This window comes from Amycolatopsis marina, assembly GCF_900111885.1.
Taxonomy (GTDB): Bacteria; Actinomycetota; Actinomycetes; order Mycobacteriales; family Pseudonocardiaceae; genus Amycolatopsis; species Amycolatopsis marina.
In genome coordinates, this window is record NZ_FOKG01000031.1 from 1 (window position 1) to 21,411 (window position 21,411).

The following is a 21,411-nucleotide window of genomic DNA, read 5'->3' on the forward strand; positions in this document are numbered from 1 at the left end:
GGAACAACCGCTGCCACCCCTTCATCTGGACCAAAACCCCCGACCAGATCCTCGCCAAGGCCAACCGTCAGACGACTTCAAACACGGCACACTAGAAACGCTTCTGGGTACTCCACGTCCGATTCGCCGAACTCCCCGACGACGACGGCCGTCGCCGCCCCTGCCAGCGTGAGTTCGCATCGCTGAAGCCTTACCGTCGCGATGGTATCGTTCCAGTCAGCTGGAAGGAATTTTCTGACATGAAGATCGGTGACGTCGCCAGACACACAGGAATGAACACCAAGACGATCCGCTTCTACGAAGAGGCCGGATTGCTACCTCCCCCGGCACGAACATCAGCCGGCTACCGCAACTACCAGCCGGAGGTCACGGATCGCCTCCGGTTTATTCGCCGTGGCCAAGCGGCCGGTTTGACCCTCCAGCAGATCCGCCAGGTGCTGACCATTCACGACCACGGCGATGCAGTGTGCAGCCATGTTCGTGACGTGCTGCAGAAGCGCCTGGATGACGTCCGCGGCCAGATCGCCGAACTCGTGGGATTAGAGGGCCACCTGGAATCGCTGCTACACCGGGCCGAGCAGAAGCCGCCCAGTGACCATGACCGATCCGCCGTCTGCTGGATCCTTGAGAACGAACTCGGCAATACAGACTCGTCGGCATCCGGCGATGCCAACCGCTAATCACTGACGTGCGCCTCAGCTTCGTCGGCCAAGCCTTACAGCACGCGAATCCATGGGGCCCGCGCCGACGACAGCTCGCGCTTCTCCTAGCCTACGTCGTAGTGACGTATTAGATACGTAGAAGCTGATCGAGGAGCGGGCATGCGGCACCAGTGGCCAGAAGCGATGACCAAGTGGATCTGACCGAGCTGGCCGTCTCTGGTCCCCTGTTGTTGGCCGCATTGTTGTCGATCGCCGCCGGAACGGTGTCGTTCGCATCCCCCTGTTGCGTTCCGTTAGTGCCCGGCTATCTGGGCTACCTCGCTGGCCTCGTGGGCGCCGATGCGCCGGATGTCACGGATCCGCAGGCGTCGCCGGTGAACCGGCGGTGGCGGGTCGCCGGCGCCGCCTTGCTCTTCGTAGCCGGGTTCACCGTGGTATTCACCGCCGCCATCATGGCGGTGCTCGGCCTCTCCGACGCCCTGATCACCAACCAGCAACTGCTGCAGCGCATCGGGGGCGTGATCACCATCGCAATGGGACTGGTGTTCCTTGGCGCTGTCCCGCCACTGCAGCGTGGAATGAAACTGCGGCACAAGCCCCGCGACGGCCTCTGGGGCGCGCCACTGCTGGGCGCGGTGTACGGGCTCGGCTGGACCCCGTGCCTGGGTCCCACTCTGACCGGTGTGATCGCTCTGGCCAGTGGCACCCAGGTTGGCCCCACCACTTGGCGCGGCCTACTGCTCATCCTCGCCTACTGCCTCGGTCTCGGTCTCCCCTTCGTGCTGCTCGCGCTCGGCGCGAATTGGGCGGTACGTGCCACCACCTGGCTCCGTCGCCACATCCGCCGCATTCAGCAAGTCGGCGGCGCGTTCCTCCTCGCCCTCGGCGTCGCCCTCGTCACCGGCCTGTGGGGCCAGCTCATCAGCTGGCTCCAAGGCCCCATCGCCGGCTTCACCCTCCCTATCTGAACGAGAGAAACGGGAACGCGTTTACCAACAGCACGCTGCGGGAACACCGCCTCTGCGTCGTTGCCCAATTACTAATATGTATAGTAGTAACTTCGGGATGCCTCGGCCTCCTGAACTCGACCACAGAGGAGCTTCAGTGACATGGGTTTGATGCAACGACTATCCATGGTCTTTCGGTCCAAGGCGAGCAAGGCGCTCGACCGGGCCGAGGACCCCAGGGAGACCTTGGACTACTCCTACGAGCGCCAACTCGACATGCTGCGCGACGTGAAGCGCGGAGTGGCCGACGTGGCGACCTCCCGCAAGCGGGTGGAATTGCAGGCCACGCAGCTGCAGCAAAAGGCGGAGAAGCTGGAGAGCCAAGCCCGGCAGGCGGTCGAGGCCGAGCGGGAGGACCTCGCTCGAGAGGCACTGTCCCGGCGGTCCGCGATCGGGCCGCAATTGGAGGGCCTGCGCACCCAGCACGAGCAACTGCGGGCAGAAGAGGACAAGCTAACTCAAGCATCGCAGCGACTGCAGGCCAAGGTGGACGCCTTCCGCACCCGTAAGGAGACGATCAAGGCGACCTACACCGCAGCGGAGGCGCAGACGAAGATCGGCGAGGCGGTGTCGGGCATCTCCGAAGAGATGGGGGACGTCGGGCTGGCGATTGAACGGGCCGAGGACAAGACCCTGCAGATGCAGTCCCGGGCTGGGGCGATCGACGAGCTACTGGCCTCCGGAGCCCTCGACGACGCCTCAGCGTCGCGCGACCCGATCCAAGCCGAACTCGACCGCGTCACGACCGACTCCTCGGTCGACACTGAGCTGTCCCGACTCAAGGCCGAACTGGAGTCAGATAAGCAACCCGCGTCGCTCGAGGCGCCCAAAAAGGAGGAAAACCGGTGATTGTTCGTATCCTGGGCGAGGGCCAGTTCGACGTGCCGGACACTGCGCTGAATTCGCTAAACGAACTCGACGAGATGCTGGTCGCCACCGTGGAGTCGGGTGACGACGACGCGTTCACGCGAGCTCTCGAGGCGCTGCTGGCGGGGGTCCGGGCCGCCGCGACACCGCACGCTGTCGACACGCTCGACAGCTCGGATCTGATCCTGCCTGGGCCCGACTCCACATTGGCCGAGGTGCGGGCATTACTGGGCGATGACGGCCTCGTGCCAGGTTGATGTGATGGCTCGCACCCGGTTCCCCGCCGACCGCGGCTTGGCGTCGCGAATGGTGGCGACGATGTTCCTGCTCGGCCTGCTCTATGTGGTGTTCGTGGCGGTCATCATCGCGATCGGCACCTCGGCGATCATTGCTCTGTTCCTTGCCGGAGGGCTGCTCGTCGTCCAGTACTTCACCTCGGACCGCATCGCCTTGGCCGCGGTGGGCGGCAAAGTGGTCAGCGCGGAGCAGGAGCCAGAACTGCACGCCGTCGTCGACCGGTTGTGCGCGATGGCCGACATGCCCAAGCCGCGGGTCGCGATCGCCGACGCCGATATGCCCAACGCGTTCGCCACCGGCCGCAGCCAGGATCACTCGGTCATATGTGTGACCACGGGGATGCTACGGCGGCTGGACGAGCCGGAACTGGAGGCCGTGCTGGCACACGAGTTGTCCCACGTGGCGCACCGGGACGTGGCGGTGATGACGATTGCCAGCTTCCTGGGGCTGGCCGCCGCCCTGGTGGTGCGCTTCGCCTTCTATGCTGGCCTCTTCGGTGGAATAGGTCGGCGCAACCAACAGGGCCCGCCGGTCGTGCTGGTGATCATGCTGGTCTCCAGCGTCGTCTACGGCATCAGCTTCCTGCTGACCCGGGCGCTCTCGCGCTACCGGGAACTCTCGGCCGACCGGGCAGCGGCGGTGATCACCGGCAGACCGTCCACGCTGGCGGCAGCGCTGGTCAAGGTCAGCGGTGAGATGAGCAAGATCCCCACCCGCGACCTGCGCAGCGCCGAACCGCTCAACGCGTTCTTCTTCACTCCGGCACTCGCCAACGGATTCAGCCTGTCCTCGCTGTTCTCCACACACCCGCCATTACAGCGCAGGCTGGACCAGCTCGCGCGCATCGAAGCAGAGAGCGGGCCGGCGACATGAAGTTCCTCGATGCGCTCCTCGGTCGCACCAAACCGAAACAACCCGATCTCAACGCTTTGTTCGCCGTGACTGGCGCTGCCATCACCATGCAGGCCGCCGTCGGGTTGCGACCGTCCGGGCAGGCCGCGGTGGCATTCAAACCCGCGTCAGCGCACGCCTTCACCGAGACCAGCCAGGAACTGCTGGAACTTGCCCGCTTCAGCGGCAAGTCATCGGGCACGGATCTGCGGACCGTTGACGACGAGTACGGCTACCGCTGGATCGTGCTGGACGATCCGGACCTGGAAGACCTCGTCACGACCGTGCACTTGGTGAATGCCAGCCTGGCCGATGCGGGTTTCGGTTCCCAGCTGCTGTGCTCGGTATTCGGGTTCGTCTCCGAGAACGACGAATCACCCTGCCACCTCGTGTACCTGTACAAGCGCGGCAGCTTCTACCCATTCGCGCCCCGATCGCAGCAGCGCCGCGACAACGAGGTGGAACTGCGGCTGCGCAGCGCGGTGGACGGCGAACTTCCCGTCGAAGCGGATCTGAATCGGTGGTTCCCGGTGTGGGGGCTTCCACTGGACGGCGGGGCCGCCGTGGCGACGTGACATCGCCTGGTGTCCTTCAGCGGGTGTGGACGTCCAATGGGTTCAGTCCGGCGTCGCGGGTTCATCGTGACCGAAGCGGCGCCGACCTTCGCTGGTGGACGCGGTCGGCCACATTTTGTCGATCTCGGCGTTGAGTTCCGCACCGAGCAACACGGCGAGCGCGGTGACGAAGAAGAACAACAGCACACCGATCGGTGCGCTCAACACCCCGTACTTGGCGGTGGACTCCAGGTAGGCCCGTAGCCCGAAGCTGCCGGCCAGCCACAGCACCATGGCGAGAGCAGCCCCGGGCAGATCACGGCGCCAGGGGCTGCGCACCGGCACGCCGAGGTGGTAAAGGCTCGCGAGCGCCAGTATCGAAACCAGCGCGACCGCAGGCCAGTAGCCCAGTTCGATCAGGGTCGAGGTGACCTGGGTGAGCGACCCTCCTGGCGCCAGGTCGATCAGCAGGTCGGGCCCCAGCACGAGCACCGGTAGCAGGACAGCTCCGACGGCGACGGCTCCGAGGTAGAGGCCGAACGCGAGCAGCCTGCCCTTCCAGGCGCTACGCAGGTGCGGCATGTCGTAGGCGATCGTAATGGTTCGCACGTAGGCACCCATCGCCGCAGAACCGGACCACAGCGCGAGAACGAAACCGAGCGAGGCGATGCTGGCATAGCCGCGTTCGAGCACGCGGCTGACGAGCGGCTGGACGACGTTGTCCACCGCTTGAGGTGCGAGCACATCGCCGGATACGGCAAGGACGCTCTCCCGGATTTGTGCCACGACCTCGGGACCGGCCAATTGGCCGACGTAGCCGACGATCCCGAGCAATCCGAGTGCCAGCGGCGGCAGGGACAGCAGCGTCCAGAAACTCGCCTCGGCGGCCAGGCTCAGCACCCGATCGTCCAGGGTGTCCCGAATCGTGCGGTACAGGAGTCTGCCCGCGGTCCGCACCCTGGTGGGCAGCCGGCGACCCAGCGAACGCGCGCCGGCGACCAGGTGCCGGCGAGCGTCGCGCCCGCGTGAGCGCCAAGCATCCGGTCGGACGATGAAACGACGTGCCATGCGGCTCAGGTACCCAGATTTCCGCTCAGACAGTGGCCTCGGGGACCGGACTGGGGGTGGCGAGCTGTTCGCGGAGGGCGGGACGGCGGACCTTCCAGGTAGCGGTGGTCGGCAACTCCGACCACCGGAACTGCCGTGGAGCCACCATAACTGGCAGGTCTGCAGTCGCCTCCCGCCAGCGGGCCGGGTCGAGGGGAACGTCATCCCGGGTACATACCACCGGCACCGTGGTCTCGTCTGGCAGCGCAGTGAGGACCAGTTCGGTGAGTTCAGGCAACCGGTCGAGAACCAGGTCCTCCACGGCCAGGTAGTCCGGCAGGCCGGGTACGTCATCGACCACCCGTCCGGCCAGTCGCAGCTGTCCGGTGCGGGTGCGGGTGCCGATGTCGCCGGTGTCCCACCAGCCCTCGTGCCGCTGCTCACGGGTGCGCTGCGGCTCACCCACGTACCCGGCGAACAGCCCAGGCCCGCGGGCCTGGATCCGCCCGTAGACACCGGGCCGCGGTGTGTGTCTCCCCGTGTCCGGGTCGATGATCCGGACACCGGTGAGCGCGAGCCCCGGCCAGCCGACGTCGCGGGCGTCCCCGGACCTCGCCTGCCGCCGGGTGCGGAATCCCACGGCCATGGCGCCGAGCTCACTTTGTGCATAGGCCTGTGCGTAGAGCGGGAACCGTCGCCGCGAAGCGCCCAGCATCCGGCGAATGGTTCGTGGATGCGCGGCGTCGAACGTGGACAGAAAGATCCGCACGTTGGCCAATGGCTGGTCGGGGTGGTCGGCGAGCTGCTCCCAGCGCTGGAACACGTTGGGGAACGTCTCGAGCAGGGTGGGCCGGTGGCGGGCGAGCAGACCCGCGGCCGCCATCGGATCCGGATCGACCATCGCCAGATGCGGTGCGCCGACTGCGGCAATGGTGAACGGTCCGGACAACGCCCTGGCGTGCGCGGTGGTCAGGCAGGTGGCGACGACGTCATGGGAGCGCAGTAGCAGCCGTCCACCCAGAACTTGGACCGCCGCCTGCCCGGCGAGGCTGTCGCCGGTGTGCCCGATCAGCTTCGGCACTCCGGTGGTGCCCGAGGTGTGCGTGATCGCCAACAGCTGATCTCCGGTCCGGCACTGGGGGGCGGGGGCGCGGGTGCCGCGCATCTCATCGAGCGGCACCGCCCCGTCTGCTGCGCCGTCCACGCAGACAAGACGGCGCAGGGCCGTGATCCCGCCGAGGCGATGGCGGGTGATCGCGGACCGGTCTGCCAGCGTCACGGGGTTGCCGAGGCGTGCCAGCAGTGTGGCGACGGTCGCCGCGTCGAACTCTGGGGCGATCACCGCAGGGATCGCGCCGAGCCGCGCCGCTGCCTGGGCCAGACCGATGACGTCGATGTTGTGGTCCTTCAGCACGGCGACGGTGTCGCCTGGACACACCCCAGCGGCATGCAGCCAGCCGGACGCGTCCTCGACGAGCCGGGCGAGATGGCCCCAGTGCAGGTCGCGGCCTAGTTCAGGGGCGATAGCCAGGGGCCGGTCCAGCCACATCGGCAGTGGTCCGTGCGTCTGTGCCGCTGCCTCCGCAACCAGACCCAGCGATGCCCCACCCGCACCCCATAGCCGCCGCATAGTGCGCGTGGTGGCCACCGCGCCCAGGGCGGTCATCCGAGCACCCCGAGAACCAGCAGCACGAGCACGACAACGACCGGCAGCAGGCAGATCGACCAGGACGCCACCATGCGCCATCGGGGACTGTGTTGGTTGGTCATGATGGCCTCCTGCGTGTTCCCGGGGCGCGCACGAACCGGTAGACGGGGCAGAAACCGGTGAGCCCGCTGAGCACGAGATCGACGACTCCGAGCGCCAGCAGCGCCCAGGCCCCGGCCGCCAGCCCACCGTCGAGTTGACTCGCGATCACCCACGATCCACCCACCGCCAGCAGGATCCCGGCCAGCAGCCGCACCCACCGCTCCACCCCGGTCATGTTGACCGCCGGGCGGCTCCACCGAGCGTGGTTGCCCTGTCCGGGATGGGCTTTCAGTCGATCAGCCATGGGTCTCCTCCTGCCCCGCCACGATCCCGGTCTGGTCGACCCGGCGGCTGAACATCGCGGCTGGCACGCAAGCTGGGAATCAGTGCCTCCGGGCCCTTCCTGGGTTTGCTGGCCACTGCCCAGTCACAAGAGTCGTCACGCCACGCTGGTCACGCTCGAGATCGAACAGACTCGCAATAGTTCCTACTATACACCTTAGTAGTTAATCATGCGTTCATTACCCGGCAGGACGGGCAGTCAGACGTGCACTGCCTCGCTGGGCTCAACACCATGCGGGTAGGCGAGCAGTCCTCGGGACCTCGACAGCAGTCGCTTGTTGAACATCCATCTGTACTGCGGATGTTGCAGGGGTCCGACGGGCCGTCGAGTGGAATGGCTAAGTCGGTCCCGGTTGCTCACCCTGTCACATCGGTGCTGCTCAATTGCCCATCATCCCGCCCATGCCCTTCTCGCCCATACGGCCCATGTCACCCATGTCGTCCATGTTGGACATCATCTGTTCCATCATCGGTCGCATCTGTTCGTGCATCTGCTCGGCGGACTCGCGCATGTCGGGTGGCATGGTCTCCAGCATCCGCTGCATGCTCTGGTCCATCTGCTGCATCCGCGCAGTGTCTGAATCGGACCCGTCCTCGACTGGGGGCGCGTCCGGTGCTGTCGTGTCGGCGGCTGCGAGGCCCGCCCCAGTAGCTCCGGCGCCGATGGCGAGGGTGGCAAGTAGGCCCCACCGCAGCGATGTCTTCGTCTGCACTGTTTCTCACTCCTCGGGTTGTGTTCACTCTGACAACCCCGACGCTAGACCGTGGTTGTGAAGATCCCATGAACGTCCGGAGTGCATTGCAGAAGGCAGTCGCACGAGGAATCTACGTGGCGGAGGGAACGCGGTGGACTGAAACTGGTCACCGGATGACTCGTCCTCGGCCAGGACACTGGTTGAATACATCACTTTGGCCCTGCCGGGAAAGTCAGAGCAACCCGGACACCCCGACGACACCCACGAGTACGAGTCCACTGGCAACCATCGTCACCGTGCGTCCTCGTGAGGTGCGGGACTCGGTACGAAACGGGAACAGTAGTTGCCGGCAGAAGGTGTACGCGGCGAGTGAGCCAACGAAGATCGCTCCGGGGAGCGGCGGTGGGGCCGCCAGAACCAGAGCCAGGCTAACGACACCGATCGCCAGCGCCGCTGTGGCTTCCAGGAGTTGAACGGGGCAGCGGCGGATGGCGAGTCGGCGGTCCGACGACCGCAAGCCCCACCGTGAGCTGGTCGGGCGGCCCGCACAGCATCCGGTGAGGAAGCATCCTGGCCTTCCGAGCGCCATGCCGAAGAACACCCCTGGTGTGGTGACGTCCAGTAGTGTGCCCGGCGGTAGTCGCAGCAGCGCCGCCCCGAGTGCGATCACACCGAGGGCGACGACGAGGAATCCTTGAATGCACGCGCCGGCGGTCAGGAACGTGCGAGGATGCCTGCGATGCAGGACGAGGTACCACACCTTCCCGCCCACAAATCCCAGCAGGCAGCCGACCAGCGACACCGCGAGCACGGCCGCGACGTTGATGCCTACCCGGGCCGCGAGCAGAGCTTGGAGTGCGATCGCCACCACGGCGCCCAGCCCGACGAGCAGGGGCCACGCCGCCAGCCGTACAGCTGGCCCCTGAGCCAGCTGCCCGAACACGGTCTTGGTAGTAATGACCCGGCGGGACAGGCCGGTGACCGCTGGTGTCGCACCGGGTCGCGTGACGGGGCTTGCGGTCACTCTCCACTCCCCCGCGTTGATTCCCGAAACACGGGTGGTGAGGGCAACGGGGCCAGTGCCCGCTGCGAGCCCGTCGACCCGTTCGGTCTGCTCAAAACGATCGCGAGCGTCGTCGGTGCCCTCGGCACCGACGCGAGTTCCGACGAAGCGAACGGTCATCGAGTATGGCTCTCCGGCCGTGGGGGCACGCCACGTGTACGTCGCGGCCAGTCCTTGGGGTTCGGCCGCGACGACTGTGGTGGGCGCGCACCCGTGACTTCCGCGCTGTTCTTCGTCCACCCGCAGCGTGGCAGGTCGTGCTGACGTGGCATTGCCGCGCGCGCTACGAGCCGCTGTCGAGGACTCGCGCACCGCGAGCGGCACAGCTCTGGTGCTGCCCGCCCGCTGCTGCTGCTGGCGAGCGAGTGCCACCGGCACCCCACTCGAACTCTGCCGCCGATCGAGTGGGTTCCCGGCCGACTTCGGTGCCCCCGTCGCCGCCGTGGGCCCTGAGCGTTTACCGGCCTTCTTCTTGCGTGGCTTATTGCTCACGTCCGCCAACCTTCCCGCCGCGTATCTCGAGCGGTCTACTATCGCAGATAGTAGCAAGGTGGCGAACGTCGCCTACGAATCTCGATAGTACTAGCTGGTCTCGATACGGCTTCCGCGTCAGGCACGGTGATTCGTGGGCAGCCGATGGCAGTCGGTGCCACCTCGGCGTGTCGACGTGATGCCGATGATCGTCAGGACATTGTGGAATCCACCTCCGGTGTCAGCACGAGGTTGACGACCAGTGCCCTTCAACTCCTCCGGCGATCCAGACTCAGATCGGCACGCCATGGTGAGATTTCGGTGCTCGGTTCGCACGACTGACCCCTTGCTGTTGGAGTGCGCGGTCAGATGAACCGGATCAGTTGACAATGAGCCCCGCTCAAGTCAACTCAGCGCACAAGGGTTTCCGTGTTCCACGTGCAGTCGAGGCGCTGCCCGCCGCGTCGCGACTACCCGTCTTTCCCGGCGACGTCGGCGGTGAGGAACGCGTACGCAAGCTCTTGATCGATCATCACCCCGGCGGTGAGCCCTTCTCAGTGGTGTGGCAACTCGGCGGCCACCACCGGCAAGCGCGAACAGACACGTGTTGGGGCGCAGGCCTGCGACCGAGGCGGCATTGACGAGTACCGGACAGGACAAACGAAACGACGGGCACCAGACGACCACGTCTCCCAAACTCCTAAGTTGTATAGTAGAGTGATCGGCGGGAACCGACTCCCAGCGTATGGAGGAAGCATGGACTCACTGCTGTACACCGTTGCCATCTTGGCTTGTCCGGTAGGGATGGGCGCGATGATGTGGATGATGATGCGCGGTCAGGGCAAGAGCACCGGTAGCGGACAGCCTGAGCAAGCGCAGCAGGTGCAGCAGCTACGCTCCGAAATCGACGAGCTTAAGGCGGAGCGCGAGTCTCGACGTGCGGAAGGAACTCGCTGACATGCCTACCTGGTTCTCTGCGTTCGTCGCAGTCGCCGCGATTACAGCCGTCTACTTCTTCTGCATCCGTCCGATGCGGAAGGGGAACTGCGCGATGATGCCTGGTTCCAAGCAGGACACCGACCTCGATCGACAGATTGCGGACCTGCAGGAAGAACTTCGGGTGCTGCGTGCGGAGGACTCGCTGGAGTCAGGGCGGCTTCCCCGGCGACCAGCGCCACCCACTGAGGGATAGTCTCGCACTGCTGTTGGAAGGTAAAGCCCATGACCGGCTCGAACGTTCGGGCGTCGGACGCTGACCGGGAGCAGGCAGTCGCCCTGCTACAGGGGGAAGTCGGCACCGGGCGGTTGACCCTGGACGAGTTCTCCGAGCGCTCAGCCGCCGCCTACCAAGCACGTACTGTCGGCGATCTCGCGACCTTGACCAGCGATCTCCCGCATACCGATCCGGCCGCGTCGCCGACTAATCGTCATGCTTACTCCCATGGGCTCATGTCGCTCGCGCTGCTTCTGGGTATCGCGTTGCTCGCCTTCGCCGGTCCACTCGCGGCGGCCGCCACGTGTCACTGAGAGTGGATCTCGTTTGGCCAGGCGTCGTCTCGCTGGCAACGGCTGCATGAAGCATGAGGGCGGCCAGGAAGTGGCTGGATGGCGCCTCGGGTAGCAAAAGGGTCCGCAACGACAATTTACCTCTCTGGCCATGATCTGGGTCCGGATCAACCAGGATCCAGACCGGACACCCCGGGGTACGCACTTGGAGTGGCTCTGCGCGAGCACTGAACTTTGGTCATCTCGGTAGGTGCCTACTGCGCTCTGAGTTGGTTGTGGACCTCGGGATCCTTTCGGCAGCTGGCCTCCGCGAACGAGCCGAGGGAAGATGCAACGCCACCATCATCTACCTCGCCGACCGACGGCTCCGACGCCCTGTTCGTCCGAAAGGGCTCGACGAGTACCCGAGGCGAAACCGGCCTGGGGTATCGGAACACACGTCGTTCCGCCAAAATGTAGGACGATCGTCAGGGACTTGTATATCCGAGTGGTGTGCGTGTCATCCAGTCTCGGAATCGGCATCTGGGTCGGTGTCGAGTATCCAGCAGACACCGGCTCGGTCGTGCGCGGTCGGCTCGCCATCTCTGGCATATGCGAGTAGGGACTCGAGGTGACTTTCCAGAGCGATCAGCTCGGCGATGTGCCCTCGTACTCCGTCCAATCGCGCATGCAGAATCTCACGTACGTGACGGCAGGGGGTATCACCGCGATCGTGGATCGCAAGGATCTGGCGCACTTCGCGGAGAGACAGGCCGGCGGCCTGGCCTCGGCGGATGAACGACAGGCGTTCAGCCACGTGGGGACCGTAGTCCCGGTAGCCGTTGGGTTTCCGGTCTGGATCGGGTAACAGGCCAGCCTGCTCGTAGAAGCGAACCGTCTTGGCTGTCGTGCCGCTGCGGGCGGCGAGTTCACCGATCTTCATTGATACCTCCCTTCCTCTTCCAGGTGCTGTGAACGTTTCCGTCCTCAGCCGTCTTGCCTGGCCCGCAACTCATCGACCTCGGCGTGCAACTGCGCGAGCTCCTTCTGCTGCTGTTTCGACTGGCCCGGCTTCGGCTGCCCCGATCCGCGCATCATCATCCACATCATCACCCCCATACCGATGGGGCAGGCCAACACGAGTAGGCCGAAGAGAAGTGTTTCGGACATCGGTATCACCTTTCGTCGTAGCACCATACGAGTGCTGTCAGGTCACTGTTTCCGCTGCCATCAGCGGTGCGGTCCGGCTTGCTCGGGAACAATGGAGGCCAGATCAACCCCTGCCTCCTTGGCACGTTGAAGCAGACGCATGACCGGCAGTAGTTCGGTAATCTCTCGTTTGCAGCTGGTGCAGTCCTCCACATGCTGGATAAACCGCAGGTGGTCGAGCGGATCCAGTGTGCCAATCAGGTAGCTACCGGCTGAGACGGTCTGCGGGCAATTGCTCATCATCCGTGTCCTTCCGATCCGAGCCAGATGTGGCGCGAGCGCGGACCTGGCCGGAGCCGTTACCGCGGCGTCGGCCGAATCTGGTGAGCCGCAGGCTGTTGGTCACCACGGTCACGCTGGAGATCGCCATGGCGGCGCCGGCGAAGATCGGGCTGAGGAAGCCCAGCGCGGCGACCGGGATCAGCAGGGTGTTGTAGGCGAAGGCCCAGAACAGGTTCTGCATGATGGTCCGGTAGGTGCGCCGGGACAGCTCGATAGCGGTGACGACGCCGTCCAGGCTGCCGCCGATCAGCGTGAGATCGGAGGACTCGATCGCGACGTCGGTGCCCGTGCCGATGGCGATACCGAGGTCGGCCTGCACCAGCGCGGGAGCGTCGTTCACTCCATCGCCGACCATCGCGACCCGGCGGCCCTCGTCCTGCAGCCGGGCCACTTCGGACAGCTTGTCCTCGGGCAGCACCTCCGCCAGCACCCGGTCGATCCCGACTTCCTTGGCAATGGCCTCGGCCGTGCGCCGGTTATCCCCGGTGATCATCACCGTCTGCAGTCCCATGCCATGCAGGTCGCGCACCACCTCGACCGCCTGCTCCTTCACCGTGTCGGCCACGGCGAGCACCCCGCGGGCCTGCCCGTCCCAACCCACATAGAAGGCCGTCGCGGCCTCCTGCTCGAAGCGCTCCGCTTCAGCAGTCAGTTCCGCAGGAATCGCCCAGTCCTCATCAGACAGCAAAATCGCGCGACCGACGACCACCCGTCGCCCGTGCACGGTTCCCGCGACGCCACGTCCTGCGACAGCGGCGAACTCGGTCACCCACGGGACAGTGATCTCCTGTTCCTTGGCGGCCTCGACGACCGCCTGCCCAACGGGATGTTCGCTGCCGCTCTCCACACCCGCTGCGAGTTCGAGTGTCTCCGGATCGCCCACCGTGCCGACGAGCCGCATCGCGCCGTGGGTGAGGGTGCCGGTCTTGTCGAACACGACGGTGTCCACGCGTCGCGACTGCTCCAGGACCTCGCCACCCTTGATCAGCACACCGAGGGCGGCACCACGCCCAGTACCGACCATGATCGCCATCGGTGTCGCCAACCCGACAGCACAGGGACACGCGATGATCAGCACCGCCACTGCGGCCACCAAGCCGTGGACCGGGGCACCACCGATCGTTGCCCAGCCCAGAAACGCCAGCGCCGCGACAGCCGCCACGACCGGGACGAACACGGCCGCAACCCGATCGGCGAGCCGCTGGATCGCCGGCTTGCCGCCCTGGGCCTGCTCGACCACCCGGACGATCTGGGCCAAAGCGGTGTCCGAGCCCACGTTCGTCGCCCGCACGACCAGCAGGCCACCCGCATTGACCGTCGCCCCGATCACCGTGTCACCAACGGCCTTGTCCACCGGCACGCTCTCGCCCGTGAGCATCGACTCGTCCACCGCGGAGGCACCCTCCACGACGACCCCGTCGGTGGGCACCTTCTCGCCCGGCCGCACCACCAGCAACTGCCCGGGTTCGACCTCGTCCACATCGACCAGTTCCTCGGTGCCGTCGTCACGACGAACCCGTGCCTGCTTCGCCCCCAGCTCGAGCAGTGCGGTGATCGCCCGCGACGCCCGTCCCTTGGCGCGCGCCTCGAAGTACCGGCCCAGCAGGATGAACGCCAGGATCAGTGCAGCAGTCTCGAAGTAGAGATCGCTGCCCGGGTCCCGCAACAGCTGCACCAGCGAGAACGTGTAGGCCGTTAACGTGCCCAAGGCGATCAGCGAGTTCATGTTCAGCTGACGATGCCGAGCGCGGGCTGCCGCGTCGGTCAAGATCGGCCAAGCCAGCACGAACTGCACCGGCGTGGTGAGTATCCACTCGAGGTAACCGGCCGTCGGGCTGTCACCGTAGGCCAGCGCCAGCACCATCACCGCGATCCCCAGCGGCCACGCGAGCAGCACCCGCCATCCCCAGCTGTGCTGCTCTCGCCGATGGGCATCGGTGACGGCTTCCGGCGGCGCTTCCGGTTGGTGCGGGCTGAGCGTGTATCCCTGATCCGACACCGCAGCTTCCAACGCCTCGGAATCGGGCGCGGGCCCCTCGAACTCGACCACCGCCTGCGCCGACCCGAAGTTCACCTCCGCCGACGCCACCCGCTCCTGACGAGCCAGCGTCCGCTCAATCCGCCCGGCACAGGACGCACAGTGCATCCCACCGACGCCGAACACCAGCCGCTGGCGATCCGTCTCGGACCGCTCCTGTTGCAGCGTCATACCCCACCTCCGGTCACTCGTCTCGAGCACCATGGTGAACCTTCCAGTGCGGTGGAATGTCAAGTCCTCGGACCGCGGGACAGGGCATACCCGAACCACACCCCCGGCAGACGGCGAAACGGTTCCTGCGCGCGGCGGCGCGACTGGAGTTGCTGCAACACGCATCGGCAACTTGTCGGATGCAACCGACGGTCGGACCGACGGAAGAACAGCGGACTACGTTCTCGTGCGGTCAGAGCGGCGCGGGTAGCGGCTTTGTACCCCGTTCCGTGAGCATCGCGGTCATCGCCTCGATCTCGGCGGTCTGCGCGGTGAGCATCTTCTCAGCGAGGTTGCGTACCTCACCCATTTCGGCTTTGTCCAGGGCCGCACGCATCATGGGCCCACCACCCTGGTGGTGCCGGATCATCAACTGCAGGAAGTAGACGTCCAGCTCTGCCCCGGACAGCGAACGCAACCGGGCCAGCTCCTTGGTCGTCGCCATGCCGGGCATCGGCCTACCCGCATCATCTGGCGTCGCCTGGGCATGGCCGGCGTGTCCGGCGTCGCTCATCCATCCCATATGCTCGCCACTCGGCAGCGACGCCCGGGACCACAATCCGAGCCACCCCTGCATCCGCCCGACCTGCTCGGTCTGACCACTCTCGATATCGAAAGCCAGTTGCCGGATTGCCGGATCGGAGCTGTGATCGCGAACCCAGCTCGCCATCGTGACACCCTGCAGGTGATGCACGGTCATGTCCTGGGCGAACCCGACATCCACGGCGTTCGGCGTTTCCGCTGAGCCATCGTCCTGGGCGTCGGCGAGGAGGAGACCGCCCGTGGCACCCAACAACGCGGCGGCCAGCAACGCTCCCGCCGCCAGGAGAGCGGTCAGCCATCGTGGATGCCGTGCACCAGTGGGAGGCTCAACCGAAGGGGACTCCTCGCCGGGTGCGGACTGTTTGTCCTGCATCACTTCTGTCCCTCACTGTTCATTGGTAACGCGCCGGGGCCCGGCGGCGTGGGGTCGAACGGAGGCGGGTTGTCGCGATCGAACCGGCCCGGGCCCAACTCCGAGCACGTGGCACCCACTTCTGGATGAGTGAAGCGGTTGGCGCGCAGGGCCTTGATGAACTGATCGACACGTGGATCCTGAGCGTTGTCGAGCTTGAGCTGGTGACCCCAGGACTGCAGGGATATCGGCGTGTCCAGCGTGGGCACCGGCGACATCAGCAGGTAGTTCTCCCCCTCCACCTTGGCGCGCAACGCGTCGAGCGCTGCGCCGGTGACCTTGTCGGGGTGGTAGGCGATCCAGACCGCGCCGTGTTCCAGGGAGTGCACGACGTTCTCGACCCGGATGGCTTCGTCGTAGACCACGCCGTCGCATGCCGCCCAGGACTGGTCGTGTGGTCCTCCGAACGGCGGAACCACGTCGTAGGCAACGCGCTGCTGCGCTGACACGTGGTTGGCGCCCTGGTAGTCCTGTACCACCACACCGGGAATCTGTGTCGAAGGATCGTTGTTCTCCGCGGATGGCGCGAACGGCTCCAGTGCGGCCTCCAGTTCCCGGTTGTCGGCTGCGCGGACGTACATATAGCCGAACACCACACCGGCGAGCACGACGACGGCGGTCACTGCCGCGATCATGCCCCATGGTTTTGGCCGACTCGCTGCGACCACGGGGCCGCCGCGACTGCGCTTCTTGGTTCCTCGTCCCACACCACACCTCCGAATGTCGCCTAAGCTACTACGTAGACTAGTTGGCGACTTTCGTAGGAGGCACCGCCGGGTTGTGTGACGGGAGGCGACATCGACCGGCGGCACTTACGATGGGTCTTAGGCCGACTGACGGAGAGGCGGTGGTGGCCTTGATGGACGGCATGATGGGCGGCATGGGCTGGTGGATGGTGCTCTGGGGGCTGGTCGGACTGGCGGTGCTCGTGCTCGTGGTGCTGGCTATTGTCCGACTGATCCGCTCGGACTCCAGCCGTGCCGGTACCCCGGTAGGCGAGGATCCAGCTCAACTCGAGCTGCGGCGGCGTTACGCCACGGGGCAGATTGATCAGGAGGAGTACCTGCGACGGCTCGACGATCTTCGACGACCGTGAACGCGGCACCGTCCGCCGGACCGGCAACAACCCGATCTACACTCGTTAGGGTTGAGTACGCGGATGGACGGAGAGGGATGCGGCAGTTCGGTGAACTCGAAGCCGCCATCATGGACGTGATGTGGGCCAGCGAGAGACCAGTCCCGGTCCGGGAGGTGGTCGAGGCGCTACATCCTACTCGGGCTCCCGCCTACACCACGATCCAGACGGTGATGGACATTCTGCACCGCAAAGGCTGGCTGGCTCGGGAGAAGGCCGGTCGCGCCTACGAATATTGGCCACTGGCATCCCGCGAGGAATACTCCGCCCGGCTCATCGACGACGTCCTCGCCGCAGCACCCGATCGCACCGCGGTTCTGGCCCGCTTCTTCTCCGAGATGGACCCTGACGAGGCGGCCCAGCTCCGCCAAGTCCTGGGCAAGGCCAAGCGGAAACCCCGTACCTCGTAATCGTCGCCGCGGTCCGGCTCGGCTAGCCAGCCCTTGCGCTCATCGTCGGCCTGCCCGTACTGAAACGGACGTCAGATCGGGGATTGGTTGGCGCAGGAGCGGGTACGTCGAAAGCATGTTGTTCGATCAGTTCTACCTGCAGTCGCTCGGGCACGCGTCCTACCTCGTGGGTGACGAGAAGACGGGACAGGCGCTGATCTTCGACCCACGTCGTGACGTCGGCAACTACCTCGACACAGCGCGAGAGCATGGCCTGCACATCGCCTACGCGTGCGACTCGCACGGCCACAACGACTACCTGTCCGGCCTGACCGAGGTCGCCCAACACACGGGGGCGCAGCTGTGGGGCTCGGCAACCGGTGACCTCAGCTACCAGCACCGGCCACTCCAGGACGGTCAGGTGATCGAGATCGGTGACGTCGGCATCGAGGTGATGCACACCCCGGGGCACACCCCCGAACACATCAGCTTGTTGGTCTACGACCGTTCGGTCAGCGCCGATATCCCTGTCCTGCTGCTGTCCGGCGGAGCGTTGCTGGTCGGTGACCTCGCTCGTCCCGACCTACTCGGGGGCGAGGAGCAGGCCCGCGACGCAGCGCGGGAGTTCTGCGAGACGATTCAGCACAAGCTGTTGCCTCTGCCCGACCACGTGGAGGTCTTCCCCACCCATGTCGCGGGCTCGCTGTGCGGCGGCAACATCGGCAGCCGTCTGTCGACCAGCGTGGGGTACGAGCGGCGCACCAACGCGATTCTGGCCGAGGTGGACTCCACGGACGGGTTCGTCCGCGAGTGCATCCGGTTGGACAACCTTCCCGCGGTCCCGCCGTACTGGCGGCGCATGCGCTCGCAGAACCTGGAGGGTGTCAGCCCGCTGGGAACACTGGCCGAGCCGCCCGCACTGAGCCTCGAGGAGTTCGATCGGCATCGCGAGTCGGGTGCGCCCGTACTCGATACCCGCGCCCCGGAGGCCTTCGGCGGCTCCCACGTACCCGGCTCGCTGAACGTGGGGATCGGCTCCGCATTCGCCACCTGGGCAGGCACCGTCCTGCCGGAGGACACTCCTGTACTGCTGGTTCTCGATCGGCCGAGTGACCTGTGGGAGGTCACCTGGCAACTGTTGCGGATCGGCTACCCCGCGCCGCTCGGGTGGCTGCGGGGCGGGGTCACCACCTGGCGCACATCCGGACGTCCGATTGAGACCATTCCGCAGATCACCGTCCACGAACTCGAAGAACGACTGGAGCGCGGAGACGTCCACCTGCTCGACGTACGTCAGCCAGCCGAATGGGCCAATGGACACGCGCCCGGCGCGACTCATATCACCGGCGCCGAACTGCCCGGGCGACTCGACGACGTCGACGACAGCAAACCCGTGGCGGTTACCTGCGGCAGCGGTTACCGCTCCTCCGTCGCCGCCAGCCTCCTTGCCCGCGCCGGACGTACCAACGTCGTCAACGTCGCAGGTGGCATGACGGCCTGGAACCGCGCGGAACTACCCATACAGGATGGTTAAGAGCAGCCTGCGGGTGCTCAGTGGCCTCGGTTGGTGAGCACCCGCAGGGCAGTTCAGGCTGGGCCTTCGACCCGAATGGTCACGCCTGGGACGACGATCCGTCCATCATGGACTTACACTTCTCGGCCATCGCCGGATTCTGACGCATCATCATCTCGCACATCCGCTGCATCGCGGGATTGCGCATCATCGCTTCGCGGACGTGTTCCATCCCCGGCCGATCCTGCATCATCATCTTGCAGATCGTGCTCATTCCCCGATCGACGTCGGCGCCGGCCCCGTGAGCGGGCGACGCCGACGCGGGACCCGCCAGAGCGAGCACCGCAGCACCGCTTGCCACCATGACCGCAACGCTCCTGCGCAGCAACATAATTTGGTACTCCTTCTCCACCTAAGACGGTTAGTTTGTGCAATGTCAGTGTTGCAGCTCGCCATCGGTGACGCAGCCCCGGGAGTCCCCCCGCGGAATCTGCCGCTGCCCAGAGCGGGACTATCACACCCGGTTGGGTGACGGTGAGTTCCGCTAAACTCGGTGTTCATGTTCGAGCTCGATCGTGGCGGTGTAGCGGCGTTTCACTGGGGCCGTTCGGCGATGTTTGCTGCCGGGTCGGGTCTGCTCGCCCTTAGCCTGTGCACTGCGTGGGCCATCCGCCATCGCGGCACTGACGCCGTGCGGAGCTGGCACACCCCAACGGGACGGCGGCTCCGAGCAGGGCCACTGTTCGCCCGGCTCTTGGGCTCCGGCGACCCCGTCATCGTGCTGCTACACGGCTTGGCTGGGTCGGGAGAATACTTTGGCGCCGCATTCGACGAGCTCGGTCGCACCGGCACTCTCGTCATACCGGATCTGCTGGGGTTCGGCGCCTCGATGCGCCCGCCCGGCGGTGACCCCGCCGACTACAGCGCCGCAGCGCACCTGGAGGCACTGGACGCGATGCTCGCCGCGCTCGGACTGGCGAACCGGCCGTTGGTGATCGTCGGGCACTCGATGGGCGCGTCGCTGGGTCTGCGGTGGGCGGCCCGTCAGACAACTACCCAGGCGGTGGTCGCATTCGCCGTGCCGCTGTTCGCCAACGCCCGGCAGGGCCGCGCACGCCTGCGCGAGCTAGGCACGATGGCGGCGCTGGCCACCAGCGACGGACCAGTTGCACGGGGGATGTGTGCGTGGATGTGCCGGTACCGCCGCACCGCATCCTGGATTGCCACAGCGCTGCATCCGGAGCTGCCGGTGCCCATCGCCCGAGCCGCGGTACAGCACACGTGGGCGTCCTACCACGGCAGCCTCACGGAACTGGTACTCCACAACGGTTGGCGCGATGCCGTCGTCCATCTGGCCGCCGCCGGTACCCCGCTGTTGCTGGCCAACGGCGCCGCCGACCTCATGGCAGAACCCGGGCACGCCGCTGCGCTCGTCGCCGAGTTCGGTCCGTCCGTGACCGTCACAACTCATCCCACTGGAGGCCACGATCTCCCACTTACCCAGCCCTACTGGTGCCTGGCACAGGTTCAACAGGCGCTCCGGCACGTGCCTGCCCCGCCGATCGGAGGCTAGGGCGTGTCTGACGGATCCGCTTGCCGGCTGCGCGGTGCCCAGGCGGCGCCTCGCGGCGTTGCCCCCGCACCCCCGTACAACCAGTACGAGGGCGCGGGGGCGCCTTGCGATGCATCCACCTGGATCACCGCTCGCACGGAGGAGATCCATCAGACACGCCCTAACCGCGGCTCTCTTCCGGCCCTGCGACTACCCCGGCCTGGTCGACTCGCCGACCGGACGTCCACTTCGGACGACTGAGTAGTACCGCGCCCGCGATCATCAGGGCGATGGACCACAGCTGTGGCTGGGTCAGGCCGAGGACGACTTCGTCGTTGACGCGGACGAACTCCACCAGGAGCCGGGCGGCACCCGTGAGTACCGCATAGCTGCCGATGACGGCGGCCGGACGCCAACGTCGCCGGACGCTCCACAGGACACCGGCGATCGCGAATGCGGCGACAGCTTCGTACAACGGGGTGGGATGGACCGGTACTGCCGTGGGGACCATCCCGTGGGGAAACGCCATTCCCCACGGCAGATCGGTCGGTGTCCCGTATGTGCCGTCTCCGGCGAGTAGGCATCCCAGCCGTCCAATGCCGTAGGCGACCGACATCGGTACCGCAGCGGCCCCGGCGAGCTGCCCCAGGGGCAGACCGTGACGGCGGGCCATCATCACGAACATGGCCAGACCGGCGAGGAATCCTCCGTACCAGGTGAATCCCGAACCGCCGAAATCGTGCAGCGTGAGGCTATCGGCATGCTCGGCGAGGTAGTACACCTTGGCCCCGGCGAAGCCACCCACCGTGGTCGCGACGACCACATTGGTCGCTACGTTCGGGTCCCAACCCAGGCGACGAAACTCCCGGCCCAACAGAAAGATCGCCACCACAGCCGCGAGGGCTTTGCTCACGCCATAACTTTGGATCGGCACACCGAACAGGGTGAACAGGGTTGGATACATCCAGCCTCTTCCAGACGTCGACAGTCGTGTGAC

General features: G+C 66.1%; 24 protein-coding genes. 12 read left to right on the forward strand and 12 right to left on the reverse strand.

The window, feature by feature from the left end; all coding sequences use genetic code 11:
- Window positions 1-239 precede the first annotated feature (239 nt).
- The 6 genes from BM199_RS30500 (at window position 240) to pspAB (ending at window position 4,299) form a co-directional block, all read left to right on the forward strand.
- The gene (locus tag BM199_RS30500; RefSeq protein ID WP_091679050.1) at window positions 240-680 is read left to right on the forward strand and encodes a heavy metal-responsive transcriptional regulator; all 441 of its coding nucleotides are present in this window, start codon (window positions 240-242) and stop codon (window positions 678-680) included.
- A 173-nt stretch (window positions 681-853) separates the two neighbouring features.
- The gene (locus BM199_RS30505) at window positions 854-1,630 is read left to right on the forward strand and encodes a cytochrome c biogenesis CcdA family protein (protein WP_091679053.1); all 777 of its coding nucleotides are present in this window, start codon (window positions 854-856) and stop codon (window positions 1,628-1,630) included.
- Between the two features lie 141 nt (window positions 1,631-1,771).
- Window positions 1,772-2,518, forward strand: a complete 747-nt coding sequence (locus BM199_RS30510; RefSeq protein WP_218160472.1) for a PspA/IM30 family protein — start codon at window positions 1,772-1,774, stop codon at window positions 2,516-2,518.
- Entirely contained in the window at window positions 2,515-2,793 is a 279-nt protein-coding gene (pspAA, locus tag BM199_RS30515) for a PspA-associated protein PspAA (RefSeq protein WP_091679056.1), read from the forward strand. The genes BM199_RS30510 and pspAA overlap by 4 nt, the downstream gene beginning before the upstream one ends.
- A 4-nt stretch (window positions 2,794-2,797) precedes the next feature.
- Entirely contained in the window at window positions 2,798-3,706 is a 909-nt protein-coding gene (gene htpX, locus BM199_RS30520; RefSeq protein ID WP_091679059.1) for a zinc metalloprotease HtpX, read from the forward strand.
- Window positions 3,703-4,299, forward strand: a complete 597-nt coding sequence (pspAB, locus tag BM199_RS30525) for a PspA-associated protein PspAB (RefSeq protein ID WP_091679062.1) — start codon at window positions 3,703-3,705, stop codon at window positions 4,297-4,299. The genes htpX and pspAB overlap by 4 nt, the downstream gene beginning before the upstream one ends.
- 42 nt (window positions 4,300-4,341) lie before the next feature.
- Here pspAB and BM199_RS30530 read toward each other — a convergent pair whose 3' ends face one another.
- From BM199_RS30530 to BM199_RS30550, 5 genes are all read right to left on the reverse strand, one after another.
- A complete protein-coding gene (locus BM199_RS30530) occupies window positions 4,342-5,346 on the reverse strand; it encodes a YihY/virulence factor BrkB family protein (protein WP_177242860.1) in 1,005 nt (334 codons plus the stop codon).
- A 25-nt stretch (window positions 5,347-5,371) separates the two neighbouring features.
- Window positions 5,372-6,991 (reverse strand): class I adenylate-forming enzyme family protein, encoded by a 1,620-nt coding sequence (locus BM199_RS30535; protein WP_177242861.1) that lies wholly within the window; start codon window positions 6,989-6,991, stop codon window positions 5,372-5,374.
- A gap of 100 nt (window positions 6,992-7,091) precedes the next feature.
- Window positions 7,092-7,379: a YgaP family membrane protein gene (locus BM199_RS30540; protein WP_091679069.1), complete on the reverse strand. Its 288-nt coding sequence runs from the start codon at window positions 7,377-7,379 to the stop codon at window positions 7,092-7,094.
- A 418-nt stretch (window positions 7,380-7,797) separates the two neighbouring features.
- Window positions 7,798-8,130, reverse strand: a complete 333-nt coding sequence (locus tag BM199_RS30545; protein WP_091679072.1) for a hypothetical protein — start codon at window positions 8,128-8,130, stop codon at window positions 7,798-7,800.
- Between the two features lie 214 nt (window positions 8,131-8,344).
- A complete protein-coding gene (locus tag BM199_RS30550; protein ID WP_143101958.1) occupies window positions 8,345-9,667 on the reverse strand; it encodes a prolipoprotein diacylglyceryl transferase family protein in 1,323 nt (440 codons plus the stop codon).
- Between the two features lie 735 nt (window positions 9,668-10,402).
- Between BM199_RS30550 and BM199_RS30555 the strand changes: the two genes are divergently transcribed.
- Together BM199_RS30555 and BM199_RS30565 are read left to right on the forward strand one after the other, a co-directional pair.
- Entirely contained in the window at window positions 10,403-10,603 is a 201-nt protein-coding gene (locus BM199_RS30555) for a hypothetical protein (protein ID WP_091679078.1), read from the forward strand.
- Window positions 10,604-10,867: 264 nt separating this feature from the next.
- Complete coding sequence (locus BM199_RS30565) at window positions 10,868-11,173, forward strand: DUF1707 SHOCT-like domain-containing protein (RefSeq protein ID WP_091679084.1); 306 nt, start codon at window positions 10,868-10,870, stop codon at window positions 11,171-11,173.
- A gap of 478 nt (window positions 11,174-11,651) precedes the next feature.
- On the opposite strand, the gene BM199_RS30570 is transcribed toward BM199_RS30565, so the two are convergent.
- The 5 genes from BM199_RS30570 to BM199_RS30590 form a co-directional block, all read right to left on the reverse strand.
- Complete coding sequence (locus BM199_RS30570) at window positions 11,652-12,074, reverse strand: heavy metal-responsive transcriptional regulator (RefSeq protein ID WP_091679087.1); 423 nt, start codon at window positions 12,072-12,074, stop codon at window positions 11,652-11,654.
- A 44-nt stretch (window positions 12,075-12,118) separates the two neighbouring features.
- Window positions 12,119-12,301: a hypothetical protein gene (locus BM199_RS30575; RefSeq protein WP_091679089.1), complete on the reverse strand. Its 183-nt coding sequence runs from the start codon at window positions 12,299-12,301 to the stop codon at window positions 12,119-12,121.
- Between the two features lie 244 nt (window positions 12,302-12,545).
- On the reverse strand, window positions 12,546-14,831 hold the full coding sequence (locus BM199_RS30580) for a heavy metal translocating P-type ATPase (RefSeq protein ID WP_091679221.1): 2,286 nt from the start codon (window positions 14,829-14,831) through the stop codon (window positions 12,546-12,548).
- 232 nt (window positions 14,832-15,063) lie between these two features.
- Complete coding sequence (locus BM199_RS30585) at window positions 15,064-15,786, reverse strand: DUF305 domain-containing protein (RefSeq protein WP_091679092.1); 723 nt, start codon at window positions 15,784-15,786, stop codon at window positions 15,064-15,066.
- The gene (locus BM199_RS30590; RefSeq protein WP_091679094.1) at window positions 15,786-16,460 is read right to left on the reverse strand and encodes a thioredoxin-like domain-containing protein; all 675 of its coding nucleotides are present in this window, start codon (window positions 16,458-16,460) and stop codon (window positions 15,786-15,788) included. The genes BM199_RS30585 and BM199_RS30590 overlap by 1 nt, the downstream gene beginning before the upstream one ends.
- A gap of 212 nt (window positions 16,461-16,672) precedes the next feature.
- On the opposite strand from BM199_RS30590, the gene BM199_RS30595 reads away from it, so the two are divergent.
- From BM199_RS30595 to BM199_RS30605, 3 genes are all read left to right on the forward strand, one after another.
- Entirely contained in the window at window positions 16,673-16,921 is a 249-nt protein-coding gene (locus BM199_RS30595; protein WP_218160473.1) for an SHOCT domain-containing protein, read from the forward strand.
- A gap of 77 nt (window positions 16,922-16,998) precedes the next feature.
- Window positions 16,999-17,370 (forward strand): BlaI/MecI/CopY family transcriptional regulator, encoded by a 372-nt coding sequence (locus BM199_RS30600; protein ID WP_091679100.1) that lies wholly within the window; start codon window positions 16,999-17,001, stop codon window positions 17,368-17,370.
- A 115-nt stretch (window positions 17,371-17,485) separates the two neighbouring features.
- Entirely contained in the window at window positions 17,486-18,883 is a 1,398-nt protein-coding gene (locus BM199_RS30605) for an MBL fold metallo-hydrolase (RefSeq protein ID WP_091679102.1), read from the forward strand.
- 79 nt (window positions 18,884-18,962) lie between these two features.
- Here BM199_RS30605 and BM199_RS30610 read toward each other — a convergent pair whose 3' ends face one another.
- Entirely contained in the window at window positions 18,963-19,274 is a 312-nt protein-coding gene (locus BM199_RS30610) for a hypothetical protein (RefSeq protein WP_143101959.1), read from the reverse strand.
- Window positions 19,275-19,421: 147 nt separating this feature from the next.
- Here BM199_RS30610 and BM199_RS30615 point away from each other — a divergent pair, with 147 nt between their 5' ends.
- Complete coding sequence (locus BM199_RS30615) at window positions 19,422-20,435, forward strand: alpha/beta fold hydrolase (protein WP_143101960.1); 1,014 nt, start codon at window positions 19,422-19,424, stop codon at window positions 20,433-20,435.
- A gap of 160 nt (window positions 20,436-20,595) precedes the next feature.
- Here the strand turns inward: BM199_RS30615 and BM199_RS30620 are convergent, their stop codons facing one another.
- Window positions 20,596-21,378 (reverse strand): prolipoprotein diacylglyceryl transferase, encoded by a 783-nt coding sequence (locus BM199_RS30620; RefSeq protein ID WP_091679109.1) that lies wholly within the window; start codon window positions 21,376-21,378, stop codon window positions 20,596-20,598.
- Window positions 21,379-21,411 lie beyond the last annotated feature (33 nt).

Excerpts from the sequence above, each read along its gene's own strand:
- BM199_RS30600 (WP_091679100.1), top strand. The coding sequence starts at position 16,999 with ATGCGGCAGTTCGGTGAACTCGAAGCCGCCATCATGGACGTGATGTGG.
- BM199_RS30605 (WP_091679102.1), top strand. The coding sequence starts at position 17,486 with ATGTTGTTCGATCAGTTCTACCTGCAGTCGCTCGGGCACGCGTCCTAC.
- BM199_RS30585 (WP_091679092.1), bottom strand. The coding sequence starts at position 15,786 with ATGCAGGACAAACAGTCCGCACCCGGCGAGGAGTCCCCTTCGGTTGAG.
- BM199_RS30620 (WP_091679109.1), bottom strand. The coding sequence starts at position 21,378 with ATGTATCCAACCCTGTTCACCCTGTTCGGTGTGCCGATCCAAAGTTAT.
- BM199_RS30580 (WP_091679221.1), bottom strand. The coding sequence starts at position 14,831 with ATGACGCTGCAACAGGAGCGGTCCGAGACGGATCGCCAGCGGCTGGTG.
- BM199_RS30565 (WP_091679084.1), top strand. The coding sequence starts at position 10,868 with ATGACCGGCTCGAACGTTCGGGCGTCGGACGCTGACCGGGAGCAGGCA.
- pspAB (WP_091679062.1), top strand. The coding sequence starts at position 3,703 with ATGAAGTTCCTCGATGCGCTCCTCGGTCGCACCAAACCGAAACAACCC.
- BM199_RS30510 (WP_218160472.1), top strand. The coding sequence starts at position 1,772 with ATGGGTTTGATGCAACGACTATCCATGGTCTTTCGGTCCAAGGCGAGC.
- BM199_RS30555 (WP_091679078.1), top strand. The coding sequence starts at position 10,403 with ATGGACTCACTGCTGTACACCGTTGCCATCTTGGCTTGTCCGGTAGGG.
- BM199_RS30570 (WP_091679087.1), bottom strand. The coding sequence starts at position 12,074 with ATGAAGATCGGTGAACTCGCCGCCCGCAGCGGCACGACAGCCAAGACG.
- BM199_RS30540 (WP_091679069.1), bottom strand. The coding sequence starts at position 7,379 with ATGGCTGATCGACTGAAAGCCCATCCCGGACAGGGCAACCACGCTCGG.
- BM199_RS30535 (WP_177242861.1), bottom strand. The coding sequence starts at position 6,991 with ATGACCGCCCTGGGCGCGGTGGCCACCACGCGCACTATGCGGCGGCTA.
- htpX (WP_091679059.1), top strand. The coding sequence starts at position 2,798 with ATGGCTCGCACCCGGTTCCCCGCCGACCGCGGCTTGGCGTCGCGAATG.
- BM199_RS30615 (WP_143101960.1), top strand. The coding sequence starts at position 19,422 with ATGTTCGAGCTCGATCGTGGCGGTGTAGCGGCGTTTCACTGGGGCCGT.
- BM199_RS30575 (WP_091679089.1), bottom strand. The coding sequence starts at position 12,301 with ATGTCCGAAACACTTCTCTTCGGCCTACTCGTGTTGGCCTGCCCCATC.
- BM199_RS30530 (WP_177242860.1), bottom strand. The coding sequence starts at position 5,346 with ATGGCACGTCGTTTCATCGTCCGACCGGATGCTTGGCGCTCACGCGGG.
- BM199_RS30590 (WP_091679094.1), bottom strand. The coding sequence starts at position 16,460 with ATGATCGCGGCAGTGACCGCCGTCGTCGTGCTCGCCGGTGTGGTGTTC.
- BM199_RS30500 (WP_091679050.1), top strand. The coding sequence starts at position 240 with ATGAAGATCGGTGACGTCGCCAGACACACAGGAATGAACACCAAGACG.